Raw genomic sequence first — 12,221 nt, 5'->3', positions numbered from 1 at the left:
GCGTCAGAAAACGCGGTGCGTCAACGCGGAGGGGACCACGTATGGCAGCCACATTCCGGCGGCGGTTTCGCAGGGGAGCGGCCTCGACGGCCGTGGCGGCGTTCGTCCTCGCCGCCCTGACCGCCTCCCAGTCGCCGGACGCCACCGCGAAGGCGGCCAAGGAACAGGAACCCTCCCCGCCGGTCGACACCCCCATCGACGGCGGCACGACGTACTACTCCGACCTGCCGCCGCACAACAGCCCGGCGCCGCCCCGCCGTTCCTCCCACTCCCACCCCGACGGCGGCACCCGGGTCATCACCGGGCCCGCCCAGGCCGGCATCCCCGCCACCGTCCTGGCCGCCTACAAGAAGGCGCAGTCCCTCCTCGACGCCGAGGACCCCGGCTGCCGGCTGCCCTGGCAACTGCTCGCCGGTATCGGCAAGGTCGAATCCGGCCAGGCCGGCGGCGGCGCGGTCGACGCCGAGGGCACCACCCTCCGGCCGATCCTCGGCCCGCAGCTCAACGGCCACGGCTTCGCCCGCATCCTCGACACCGACGGCGGCCGCTACGACGGCGACACCACCCACGACCGCGCCGTCGGCCCGATGCAGTTCATCCCCTCCACCTGGTCCGAGGGCGGCCCGCAGCACGGCGGTTGGGGCGCCGACGGCAACGGTGACGGCAAGAAGGACCCCAACAACGTCTACGACGCCGCGCTCGCCGCCGGCCGCTACCTCTGCGCCGACGGCCGCGACCTGTCGGACCCCCGCGACCTGGACCGCGCCGTCCTCGGCTACAACAACTCCGCCGACTACCTGCGCACCGTGCTGTCCTGGTACACGTTCTACCGCAAGGGCACCTACGAGGTGCCCGACGGCCACGGCGTCCTCCCGGCACACCACCGTGGCAGCCACAAGACCGGTAACGGTGACGGAACCGGGCACGCGGGCGGCCACCCCGGCGGCGGCACCGGCCAGGGCCGGTCCCACGGCAAGGGTTCCGGCACGCCCGCCAAGCCCCGGCCGGAGCCCAACGGGCCCGCCCGGCCCGGCGGTTCCGGTTCCGGTCACACCCCGGGCACCCCCACCCCGAAGCCCACCCCCGGCACCCCCAGGCCCGGCACCCCGGCACCCGCCGAGCCCCGCCCCGTCACCGCCCTCGCCCGCGTCGGCGACCAGGACCTGACCGCCACCGCCGGCACCGACTTCGCCACCGCGCCCCAGGTACGCGCCAAGGACGCCGCGGGCAAGCCCGTCGCCGGCGCCCGGATCCGCTTCACCCTCCCCGCCGGCACCGACGCCCGCTTCCCCGGCAACGCCACCACCGCCACCGTCACCACCGGCAAGGACGGCCTGGCCACCGCGCCCACCCTGCACGCGGGCGAACGGGCCGGCGACTTCCGCCTCCGGGCGACGGCCGTCGGCCGCACCCTGCCCGCCGTCACCTTCGACGCCACCGTCCAGGCCAAGCCGGCGCCGAAGGCCGACATCCTCACCCGCACCTCGGACAAGGAGCTGACCGCCACCGCCGGGAAGGCCTTCGCCGAGGACGCCGTCGAGATCGAGGCGACCTACCAGGGCAAGATCGCGGCGGGCGTGCCGGTCACCGCGACCATGGTCACCGACGACCCCGACAAGCCGGTGGAGAACGACCGGGGCCCCTACTTCAAGGACCCGAAGGCCACCGCCGACAACAAGGACAAGCCGGTCCGTACCCTCGCCGGGCTGACCACGGACGCCGACGGCCTGCTGAAACTCCCGAAGATCTACACCGACTCGCACACCGGGACGTTCCTGCTGCGGCTGACCACCGACGACGGCGCCGTCCTCACCGTCAAGCTGAAGGTCGCCGCCCCGGCCGCCTCCTGACCGCCCCGGCGGCCGGCGACCCCGGCCGCGGCACCCGGCCGGCCCGGCACACCCGCCCGGCCCGCACCGCCGTCCTGCCCGCCGTCCCGGGCAGGACGGCGGTGCTCCATGCGCTCGGGCGGCAGCTGTTCTCATCTCGGCCGCCCGTTGCTACGGTGCCCCCGCCCTGACGCCGTATCAGATGTGCCGGGAGGCGACCATGCGCGCCCTGATTGCCGCCGCGGCCGGACTGGCCGCCGCCCTCGCCCTCGTCCTCACCGTCACGGCCGTCGGCGCCCCCAGCGGCACCACCTCACCCAAGCCGCTGCTCACCACCGTCCCCGCACACCCCTGAGGGAGGGACGCCCCCGCCATGCGCCGCACCGCCAGCCTGGTACTGCTCGCCTTCGCCGTCTTCTTCACCGCACTCGCCCCGCTGCTGCGGTGGTACGCCTTCCCGCGGCTCGCCAAGATCCCGCCCGGCCAGTACCAGGACATGGTCCTGGAGGCCCGGCCCGCCACCCTCATCGACTACGGCACCATGAAGGCCAGGACGGTCCCCAAGGTCACCATCGTCCAGACCCTCAAGGGCGACGTCGCCGCCTCCGACCGGATCGAGCGCACCGCCGGCCGCGACGTCGTCGTCTGGGACGCCCTCTCCTACGTCGCCGGACCCGACGGCAAGATGGTCTCCGAGGTCCCCGAGCGCTACATCTTCGACGCCCACTCCCAGGAACCCGTGCACGCCACCGGCGAGATGGTCGACGGCGACCCCGTGCACCGCACCGGCATCGAGTACAAATGGCCGTTCCTCACCGAGAAACGCGACTACACCTACTTCGACGCCCAGACCCGCACCTCGGCCCCCATCCACTACAAGGGCACCCGCACCTTCCGCGGCCTTGAGGTCTACTACTTCGAGCAGACCATCCCCTGGACCAAGGTCCCGCTGCCCAAGAAGATGCCGGTCAAGGGCATCACCCCCAAGGCCGTCGAGAAGATGGGCACCACCCGCTGGTACACCACCAAGCGGATGTTCTGGGTCGAGCCGGTCACCGGCGCCCCCGTCAACGGCGAGGAGCTCCACCGGGAGGAGCTGCGCGGCGGCGACCTCCTCCCCGGCGGCGGCAAGGTCACCGCCTTCGCCGGCCACGTCAGGATGCGCGCCGACTACGTCGACGCGACCGTCGCCCTGGTGACCTCCCAGCGCACCCTCGTCCTGCTCCTGACCAGCTACCTCCCCGGGGGATTCCTGGCCCTCGGCGCCGCACTGCTCGCCCTGAGCCTCCACCTCGAAGCCCGCAGCCGCCGCCCGGCCACCCCGAAGACGGACGCGGAACCCGCCCTCAGCCCCGCCTGAGCCGCGCGGTGGTGTGCCGGGTCGGCTCGGCCGCCGAAGGGTCCTCCGGCCAGGGATGCTTGGGATAGCGGCCGCGCAACTCCGCGCGCACGGCGCGGTAACCGTCCCGCCAGAACGACGCCAGATCGGCCGTCACGGCGGCCGGGCGCCCCGCCGGCGAGAGCAGATGCACCAGCACCGGCACCCGCCCGCCGGCTATCCGCGGCGACTCCTGCCGGCCGAACAGCTCCTGCAGCTTCACCGCCAGCACCGGCTGCTCCCCGCCGTAGTCCACCCGCACCCGGGAACCGCTCGGCACCTCGATGCGCTCCGGAGCCAGCTCGTCGAAACGGGCCGCGTCACCGGTCGCCCAGGGCAGCAGCCGGGCCAGCGCCGCCCCCGTGTCGACCCGCTCCAGATCGGCCCGCCGCCGCGCCCGGCCCAGCTCGACCCCCAGCCAGTCCTCCACCCGCGCGAGCAACGCCGCGTCCGAGACGTCCGGCCACGGCGCGCCCAGCTCGCGGTGCAGGAACGCCATCCGCTGCCGCACCGCCACCGCGCCCGCCGGCCACCGCAGCAGCCCGAGCCCTTCCCGGCGCAGCCCCGCCACCACCGCCTCCCGCACCAGCTCCGGATCCGGCGCCGACAGCGGCCGCACCGCCAGCTCGATCGCCCCCAGCCGCTCCACCCGCCGCGCCACCACCTCCCCGTCCGACCAGCGCACCTCCTCACCCGAGGAATACAGCGCCCGCGCCGCCGCACACGCGGTGTCCTCGTCGATCACCGCCGCCAGCCGCACCCGCGCCGACGCCGCGGCCACCGGCCGGTCCGCCACCGCGACCGCCAGCCACCGCGCGTCCCGCAGCCGCGAACCCTCCCCGCCCGGCTCGGCACCGGTGCCCGACGCCATCAGATGGCCGCCGGCCCCGCGCGCCCGGGCCACCCGCTCCGGGAACGCCAGCGCGGCGACCAGCCCCGCCACCGCGTCGTCCGGCGCGCCCCGCCCCGCGCCGTCACCCCGGGGCGCCTCCCCGGTCCCGGCCGCGCCGGGCTCACCGACCGCCGCCGCCAGCCGCCGTGCCTCCTGCCGCCACCTGGCGGCATAGCCGTCCCCGCCCCGGCGCGCGGTGCGCCAGGCCTCCGCCAGATCGTCCCCGTACGCCCGCGGCGGCTCCTCGCTGAGCAGGGCGACCACCTCCGCCGCCCGCCGCACCCCGACCTCGGCGGAGCCGTCCAGCAGCGCCCGCGCCAGCCGGGGATGCACGCCCATCCGCGCCATCCGGAGCCCCCGCGGCGTCGCCCGGCCCTCCGCGTCCACCGCGCCGACCGCCGTCAGCACCTCCCGGGCCGCGGCCAGCGCGCCGGCCGGCGGCGCGTCCAGCAGCGCCAGACCGCTCGCGTCCGGATCGCCCCAGCACGCCGCCTGCAACGCGAACGCGGTCAGATCGGCCACCCTGATCTCCGGGTCGGGGAAGGCCGGCAGCCGCCCGTCCTCGCCCTGTGCCCAACAGCGGTAGACCACGCCCGGCGCCTCCCGCCCGGCCCGTCCCGCCCGCTGCCGGGCCGCCGCCCGGGACGCCCGTACGGTCGTCAACGCGCTCAGCCCCCGCGCGTGGTCCGTCCGCGGCACCCGCGCCAGCCCGCTGTCGACCACCACCCGCACCCCCGGCACGGTCAGACTGGACTCCGCCACCGAGGTCGCCAGCACCACCCTGCGCACGCCGTCCCCGCCCGTCAGTACGGCGTCCTGCACCTCGGCCGGCGCCCGGCCGTGCACCTGCAGCACCTCCGCGTCCACCCCGGCCAGCTCCCCGGCGACCCGCCCGATCTCCCCGACACCGGGCAGGAAACACAGCACATCGCCGGCCCGCTCGCGCAGCGCCCGCCGCACCACGCCCGCCACATGTGTCAGCAGCGCCGGATCGACCCGCAGGCCGTGCGCCGGACGCACCGGCCGCTCCGGGGGTGCCCACACCGTCTCCACCGGATGCGACACGCCCGCCGCCGCCACCACCGGGGCCGGCCCCGACGCCCCGCCCAGCAGCCCGGCCCACCCCTCGGCGTCCGTCGTCGCCGACGCCGCCACCAGCCGCAGCTCCGGGCGGAGCGTCTCCCGCACGTCCAGCAGGAACGCCGCGGAGGTGTCGGCGTCCAGATGCCGCTCATGGCACTCGTCCAGCACCACGACATCCACCCCGGCCAGCTCCGGATCGCGCTGCAGCCGCTGCAGCAGCACGCCGGTCGTCACCACCTCCACGGCCGTACGCGGCCCGGCCCGCCGCTCACCGCGCACCGTGAACCCCACCCGGTCCCCCACCTGCTCACCCAGCAGCCAGGCCATCCGGCGCGCCGCGGCCCGGGCCGCGATCCGCCGCGGCTCGGCGACCAGCACCCGTCGGCGCGGCCCGGCGCCGGTCAGCCCGGCCAGGTCCAGCGGCACCAGCGTCGTCTTGCCGGTGCCCGGTGGGGCGCACAGCACCGCGCTGCCGGCCCCGTCGAGGGCGGCGCGCAGCGCGGGCAGGGCGGTCCGTACGGGCAGCTGGGAGAGGGCGTCACGGGCGATCACAACCCCCAGTCTGCCGCCCGTCACCGACAACGCCGCCCGCCACCGACAACGCTGCCGGCCGCCGCACCGTCCCGGCCGCCGGAAGGGGCCGCTACGCCGCCTCGCACACGAAGATCGCCGTGCCGGGGATCAGATGCCCGCGCAGCGGGGACCAGCCGCCCCACTCCTGGGTGTTCCACTCCGGCCATTCCGGCTCGACGAGGTCCAGCAGCCGGAAACCGGCCGCGACCACGTCCCGCACCCGGTCGCCCACCGTCCGGTGGTGCTCCACGTAGACCGCCCGCCCGGTCCCGTCCTGCTCGACGTACGGGGTGCGGTCGAAATACGAGGCCGCCACCGACAGCCCCTCGGGCCCCGGCTCGTCCGGGAAGGCCCAGCGGATGGGGTGGGTGACGGAGAAGACGAACCGCCCGCCCGGCCGCAGGACCCGGCGCACCTCGCGCAGCACCTGTACGGGATCGGCGACGAACGGCAGCGCCCCGTACGCCGAACAGGCGAGATCGAAACTGCCGTCGCGGAAGGGCAGCGCCCCGGCGTCCGCCTCCACCAGGTCGCTGGTCCCCGGCGTCCCCGGCGCGGCATCGGCGATCCGCAGTGCGTGCTGGAGCTGCCGGTGGGAGAGGTCCAGCGCCACCGGGTGCGCGCCCTGCGCGGCCAGCCAGCGGGAGCACTGCGCCGCGCCGGCCCCGATCTCCAGGATCCGGCGGCCCTTCAGCTCGGCGACCGGCCCGAGCAGCGCCGCCTCCGCCTCGTCCAGCCCCTCAGGACCCCACACGAACCGGTCGTCCCCCAGGAACGCGCCGTGCTCGCTCTGGTACTCGTCCGCGTTACGGTCCCACCAGCCACGATTGGCCCGGCTGCTCTCGGTGTCCGAGGCGTCACGGCGGGTCGCCTCCGGCTCGTGGTCTTGGTTCATCGCGCCCGTCGTCGTAGTCTTCGCTCTGCTTGTTGCTGCAGGGACTGTGAGGCCACTCGGCCTCGCGGAACATCGCGTGTGCCGGTTTTGGGGCGCTCTGCCCCGGGTGTGCGCGTTCGCGCATTGACCGTGTCCGGCTGCCCCCGTATGCTACAAGTTGCGCTGCGGGCTTGCGCGCCTCAGACGGAGCAGGCCGCGCTCGCATCTGTATGCACCCCTCGGTTTTGAGGCGTTTCGGGCGGCTCCGATGCTCTGGCATCCACGAGCCTCCGCGGAAAACGTCTCTGACACTGTCCGGCTTATGCAGAGGCGATACGGGCTCTCGGCGTAGCAGTACCTACGACTTCAATGTCCGTACCGGAGCCCTTTCCCACATGACGAGCAGCACCGAGACCACCGCCACCACCCCGCAGGTTGCGGTCAACGACATCGGTAACGAGGAAGCTTTCCTCGCCGCGATCGACGAGACGATCAAGTACTTCAACGACGGCGACATCGTCGACGGCGTCATCGTGAAGGTCGACCGGGACGAGGTCCTGCTCGACATTGGTTACAAGACCGAAGGCGTCATCCCGAGCCGCGAGCTCTCGATCAAGCACGACGTCGACCCCAACGAGGTCGTCGCCGTCGGTGACGAGATCGAGGCCCTCGTCCTCCAGAAGGAGGACAAGGAAGGCCGCCTGATCCTCTCGAAGAAGCGCGCCCAGTACGAGCGTGCCTGGGGCACCATCGAGAAGATCAAGGAAGAGGACGGCATCGTCACCGGTACCGTCATCGAGGTCGTCAAGGGTGGTCTCATCCTCGACATCGGCCTCCGTGGCTTCCTTCCGGCCTCCCTGGTCGAGATGCGCCGCGTCCGCGACCTTCAGCCCTACGTGGGCAAGGAGCTCGAGGCCAAGATCATCGAGCTGGACAAGAACCGCAACAACGTGGTCCTGTCCCGCCGCGCCTGGCTGGAGCAGACCCAGAGCGAGGTCCGCCAGACCTTCCTCACCACCCTCCAGAAGGGTCAGGTGCGCTCCGGCGTCGTCTCCTCCATCGTCAACTTCGGTGCCTTCGTGGACCTGGGTGGCGTCGACGGTCTCGTCCACGTCTCCGAGCTGTCCTGGAAGCACATCGACCACCCCTCCGAGGTCGTCGAGGTCGGCCAGGAGGTCACGGTCGAGGTCCTGGACGTCGACATGGACCGCGAGCGCGTCTCCCTGTCGCTCAAGGCGACCCAGGAAGACCCGTGGCAGCAGTTCGCCCGGACCCACCAGATCGGTCAGGTCGTCCCGGGTAAGGTCACCAAGCTCGTTCCCTTCGGTGCGTTCGTGCGCGTCGACGAGGGCATCGAGGGCCTGGTCCACATCTCCGAGCTGGCCGAGCGCCACGTCGAGATCCCGGAGCAGGTCGTCCAGGTCAACGACGAGATCTTCGTCAAGGTCATCGACATCGACCTCGAGCGTCGTCGCATCAGCCTCTCGCTGAAGCAGGCCAACGAGTCCTTCGGTGCCGACCCGACGGCGGTCGAGTTCGACCCGACCCTGTACGGCATGGCCGCGTCCTACGACGACCAGGGCAACTACATCTACCCCGAGGGCTTCGACCCGGAGACCAACGACTGGCTCGAGGGCTACGAGGCCCAGCGCGAGGCGTGGGAGCAGCAGTACGCCGAGGCGCAGCAGCGCTTCGAGCAGCACCAGGCCCAGGTCATCAAGTCCCGCGAGGCCGACGAGCAGGCTGCGGCCGAGGGCGCTGCGGCGCCGGCGGCGCAGGGTGGCGGCCAGGCCGGCGGCGGCAACGCCGGTGGCGGCTCGTACTCCTCGGAGTCGGCGGACAACTCCGGCGCCCTGGCGTCGGACGAGGCGCTCGCCGCCCTCCGCGAGAAGCTGGCCGGCGGCCAGAGCTGAGCTCGCGCCGGTAGGCAGTAGCTGATCGACGAAGGCCCGTTCCCCTCGGGGAGCGGGCCTTCGCCGTGCCGTCGTGAGGTCTGGGGTTGGGGCGTCGCGGTTTCGGGGTGCCGGCCCGGGGGCCCGCCACGGCATCCGGCACATCAGCCGGCGCGTCAGCCTACGGGGACGCCCGGATTGGCGACGCCACGGCCGCCGGTGACGGTGTTGTCCCGCGCGATGGTGACCGGGCAGTCGGAGGCGTCGTAGTGGGTGATGTCGAAGCCGTAGCGGCCGGACCCGGTGGCGCCGCTCAGATCGGACCGGTTGCCCCGGAAGACCGTGCCGCAGCCCCAGCCCGGCTGCTGGCTGTGGGTCTCGTAGCCGTTGTTGCTGGTGTGTCTGCCGGTGTTGTTCTCGACGAGCACCTTGTTGCCCTTGATGTCGACCCATGAGTCGTCGAAATGGGCTCCGGTCAGCCCGCTCCCGTCGAAGGTGTTGCCGCTGATCTTCGCGCCGGTGGTGCCCTCCTTGATGTCGATGTTCTCGCCGCCGACACCGGGGCCGATGGTGTTGCCGAGGATCTGCACGTTGTCGCTGTTGTCGTCGGTGCCGCCCCACTGCCGACGTAGACGCCCTCGCCCATCCCGCTGCCGTTCTTGCCGGTGTTCCGGATGGTCGAGTTCTTGATGACGCCGTCCTTGCTGGACTTCCGGAAGTGCACGCCCTCCATGTCCAGGTCGTGCACGGTGACGGAATCGATGACGACCCCGCTCGCGGCGTCCGTCACGATCCCCTTCTGGCCACCGGTGACGGTGATCCCCTTGACGGTCCAGTAGGAGGCGCCGTTCACGTACAGCCCGTAGCCGCCGCTCGCGGTGAGCACGGCCCGGGGCGAACCGGTCAGCGTGATGCGGGAGGCGGCGGTCCCGGCGGCGGTGGTCCGGAAGTTGCCGCGGTAGGTGCCGTCGGCCAGCCGAATGGTGTCCCCGGGCCGCGCGGCGGCGAGCGCGTCCTTGAGCTCCCCGGCCGTCGAGACCTCGACGACGCGGACGGTCGCGGCAGGCCCGGGCCCACCCAGCGGGCCGGCGGCGGCCGGTGCGGCCAGCGGGACCAACGAGGCTGCGCTCAGCAGTACGGCGCCGGTACCGCCGAAGACCCGGACACGTGCGCCGCTCGAACACCGGGGCGGCAGGTCCCTCGGGGGCGGACCGGCGCGCCACTCACTCGGTAACTGCATGAGCTCCAACTTCCTTCCGGTATATGAACATTGGATGTCCTTGTGAACTTCGATTGGCGGGGCTGACGGTAGAGGTGGGAGGTGGGTGCGTCAAGGCTTCGGGCTGGGGAGAGGGTGACTCAAGTTGCGTGCAAGGCAGGGCAGTTGGGGTCACATTCATGAATGGCGAGGGGGAGAGGGTCGGGTTATCCCGAAGCAGGCCACGGCAGGCCACGGCAGGCCACGGCAGGGGACGGCCTGTCGTGGAACGGTGGCGTCCGGTGGTGGCGGGAACTGTCCGGTACGGGACCGGGTCATATCCACGGGCGGGAATGCCGGCGGCCGACCGCACGTTGCCGTTCATGAGAACGAGGAGGAGCGGTCACTGTGTTGGATCCCCAGGGTTTGTACGAATGGGAGCCGAGCGGGCTCGCGGAGGTCGAGGCGCTGGCCTCCAGGGACTCCGCCGGATTGGTGCTGCTGTACCACTTCGACGGGTACATCGACGCCGGTGAGACCGGCGACCAGATCGTCCGTCGGCTGCTGGACGGCCTGCCGCACCGGGTCGTGGCCCGTTTCGACCACGACCGCCTCATCGACTACCGCGCCCGCCGCCCGCTGCTCACCTTCGAGCGCAACCGCTGGAGCGCCTACGAGACGCCGAGCATCGAGCTGAAGCTGGTGCGCGACACCACCGACGCGCCGTTCCTGCTGCTCTCCGGCCCGGAGCCGGACGTCGAGTGGGAGCGCTTCGCGGCCGCCGTGAAGGAGATCGTCGAGCGGCTCGGGGTGCGTCTCTCGGTCAACTTCCACGGCATCCCCATGGGCGTCCCGCACACCCGCCCGGTCGGCATCACCCCCCACGGCAACCGCACCGACCTGATGCCCGGGCACGCCAGCTTCTTCGACGAGGCCCAGGTGCCGGGCAGCGCGGAGGCGCTGATCGAGTACCGCCTGGCGGAGGCGGGGCACGATGTGCTCGGCGTGGCGGCGCATGTGCCGCACTACATCGCCCGCTCCGCGTACCCGGACGCCGCGCTGACGGTCCTGGAGGCCGTGACGGGGGCGACCGGCCTGGTGCTGCCCGGCCCGGCGCATGCGTTGCGTACGGAGGCGCTGCGCACCCAGGAGGAGATCGAGCGGCAGATCTCCGAGGGCGACGAGGAGCTGGTCGCGCTGGTCAGCGGGCTGGAGCACCAGTACGACGCGGTGGCCGGTGCCGAGACCCGCGGCAGCCTGGTGGCGGAACCCGTGGAACTGCCCTCGGCCGACGAGATCGGCCGGGAATTCGAGCGCTTCCTGGCAGAACGGGAGGGCGACGGCGGCGGATCCGGCGCCTGACGCCCCGCCCCGCCGCGTCTCCGGGCCCTCGCCCGGTCTCCCCGGGGCCTCCCCGGCCTTCCCCAAGGCCCCTTCCGGATGTCGCGTACCGCGCAGCGGCCCGCTCCGGGCACCGTATAGCGTGGGCCCATGGTGAAGGTGGGGCTGACCGGCGGCATCGGCGCGGGCAAGAGTGAGGTTTCACGACTGCTGGCGTCGTACGGCGCGGTCATCGTGGACGCGGACAAGATCGCACGCGAGGTCGTCGAGCCGGGCACGCCCGGACTCGCGGCGGTGGTCGAGGAGTTCGGGGAGGACGTCCTCGCACCGGACGGCACGCTGGACCGCCCCAAGCTGGGCGGCATCGTGTTCGCCGACGCCGGGAAGCTCAAGGCGCTCAACGCGATCGTGCACCCCCTGGTGGGTGCGCGATCGGCGGAACTCGAGGCATCGGCGGGCCCGGACGCGGTGGTCGTGCACGACGTCCCCCTCCTCACGGAGAACGGCCTGGCGCCGCTCTACGACCTGGTGGTGGTGATCGACGCAGCCCCCGAAACCCAGCTGGACCGCCTGGTACGGCTGCGCGGCATGGCGGAGGACGAGGCGAAGTCCCGGATGGCCGCCCAGGCCACCCGCGAACAGCGACTCGCGATCGCCGACCTCGTCATCGACAACGACGGCCCCTTGGAGGCCCTGGAACCCCAGGTTCGCAAGGTTTGGGAACGCCTGCGCAACGCTTGAGGCCACCACAGTCACGGTCCGGACCCACGGGGGAGATGAGTGCGGCGCCGACTGGCGGGGGGATGGTTGCCGGGCCGGCTGCGGACGGGAGCGGGTGCGCAGCGGGTGCGCGGGGCCCACTGGGGGACGGACGTCGGGCGGTGGACGGGATTCTGTCCCGGGTCGGCCGAGGGGACCGGCATCGGGCGGGTGGGTGGGAGCGGGTGCGGGGCCGGCTGAGGCGACGGATGCCCGCGTCGGTGGGTGGGAGCGGTTGCGGGGCCGGCTGAGGCGACGGATGCCCGCGTCGGTGGGTGGGAGCGGGTGCGGGGCCGGCTGAGCCGACGGATGCCGGGCCGGTGGACGGGAGCGGGTACGGGCTCGTTGGCGGCCTGGTCCCGGCCCGGCGGGGGAGTGGCTGCCGGGCTCGAACGGGTGGGC

Annotated in this window: 8 protein-coding genes and 1 pseudogene; 6 read left to right on the top strand and 3 right to left on the bottom strand. The window is 73.2% G+C overall.

Annotated elements, in window-relative coordinates; all coding sequences use genetic code 11:
* Nucleotides 1-41: 41 nt before the first annotated feature.
* From ACGF4C_RS05960 to ACGF4C_RS05950, 3 genes are all read left to right on the top strand, one after another.
* Nucleotides 42-1,850 (top strand): lytic transglycosylase, encoded by a 1,809-nt coding sequence (locus tag ACGF4C_RS05960; RefSeq protein ID WP_393563636.1) that lies wholly within the window; start codon nucleotides 42-44, stop codon nucleotides 1,848-1,850.
* Nucleotides 1,851-2,049: 199 nt separating this feature from the next.
* Nucleotides 2,050-2,184 (top strand): SPW_0924 family protein, encoded by a 135-nt coding sequence (locus ACGF4C_RS05955; RefSeq protein ID WP_107052680.1) that lies wholly within the window; start codon nucleotides 2,050-2,052, stop codon nucleotides 2,182-2,184.
* Nucleotides 2,185-2,202: 18 nt separating this feature from the next.
* Nucleotides 2,203-3,189 (top strand): DUF3068 domain-containing protein, encoded by a 987-nt coding sequence (locus tag ACGF4C_RS05950; RefSeq protein WP_393563634.1) that lies wholly within the window; start codon nucleotides 2,203-2,205, stop codon nucleotides 3,187-3,189.
* Here ACGF4C_RS05950 and hrpB read toward each other — a convergent pair.
* Complete coding sequence (gene hrpB / locus ACGF4C_RS05945) at nucleotides 3,176-5,734, bottom strand: ATP-dependent helicase HrpB (protein ID WP_393563632.1); 2,559 nt, start codon at nucleotides 5,732-5,734, stop codon at nucleotides 3,176-3,178. The genes ACGF4C_RS05950 and hrpB overlap by 14 nt on opposite strands.
* A gap of 91 nt (nucleotides 5,735-5,825) precedes the next feature.
* Entirely contained in the window at nucleotides 5,826-6,650 is an 825-nt protein-coding gene (locus tag ACGF4C_RS05940; protein ID WP_393563630.1) for a class I SAM-dependent methyltransferase, read from the bottom strand.
* 374 nt (nucleotides 6,651-7,024) lie between these two features.
* Between ACGF4C_RS05940 and rpsA the strand changes: the two genes are divergently transcribed.
* The gene (rpsA, locus tag ACGF4C_RS05935) at nucleotides 7,025-8,542 is read left to right on the top strand and encodes a 30S ribosomal protein S1 (RefSeq protein ID WP_030411844.1); all 1,518 of its coding nucleotides are present in this window, start codon (nucleotides 7,025-7,027) and stop codon (nucleotides 8,540-8,542) included.
* Between the two features lie 155 nt (nucleotides 8,543-8,697).
* Here the strand turns inward: rpsA and ACGF4C_RS05930 are convergent.
* A pseudogene (locus ACGF4C_RS05930) lies at nucleotides 8,698-9,653 on the bottom strand (nitrous oxide reductase family maturation protein NosD).
* Nucleotides 9,654-10,127: 474 nt separating this feature from the next.
* Here ACGF4C_RS05930 and ACGF4C_RS05925 point away from each other — a divergent pair.
* Nucleotides 10,128-11,081 (top strand): PAC2 family protein, encoded by a 954-nt coding sequence (locus ACGF4C_RS05925; protein ID WP_078865953.1) that lies wholly within the window; start codon nucleotides 10,128-10,130, stop codon nucleotides 11,079-11,081.
* A 129-nt stretch (nucleotides 11,082-11,210) separates the two neighbouring features.
* Nucleotides 11,211-11,801, top strand: coding sequence for a dephospho-CoA kinase (gene coaE, locus ACGF4C_RS05920; protein ID WP_393563628.1), 591 nt, complete (start codon nucleotides 11,211-11,213; stop codon nucleotides 11,799-11,801).
* The last annotated feature ends 420 nt before the right edge of the window (nucleotides 11,802-12,221 follow it).

Origin of the sequence: Streptomyces sp. NPDC048197 (assembly GCF_043202395.1) — a bacterium.
GTDB classification, from domain to species: domain Bacteria; phylum Actinomycetota; class Actinomycetes; order Streptomycetales; family Streptomycetaceae; genus Streptomyces; species Streptomyces siderophoricus.
Note: the sequence above shows the minus strand (reverse complement) of the source record. Positions and strands in the feature narration are given on the sequence as shown.

Excerpts from the sequence above, each read along its gene's own strand:
- coaE (WP_393563628.1), top strand. The coding sequence starts at position 11,211 with ATGGTGAAGGTGGGGCTGACCGGCGGCATCGGCGCGGGCAAGAGTGAG.
- ACGF4C_RS05955 (WP_107052680.1), top strand. The coding sequence starts at position 2,050 with ATGCGCGCCCTGATTGCCGCCGCGGCCGGACTGGCCGCCGCCCTCGCC.
- ACGF4C_RS05960 (WP_393563636.1), top strand. The coding sequence starts at position 42 with ATGGCAGCCACATTCCGGCGGCGGTTTCGCAGGGGAGCGGCCTCGACG.
- ACGF4C_RS05950 (WP_393563634.1), top strand. The coding sequence starts at position 2,203 with ATGCGCCGCACCGCCAGCCTGGTACTGCTCGCCTTCGCCGTCTTCTTC.
- rpsA (WP_030411844.1), top strand. The coding sequence starts at position 7,025 with ATGACGAGCAGCACCGAGACCACCGCCACCACCCCGCAGGTTGCGGTC.
- ACGF4C_RS05940 (WP_393563630.1), bottom strand. The coding sequence starts at position 6,650 with ATGAACCAAGACCACGAGCCGGAGGCGACCCGCCGTGACGCCTCGGAC.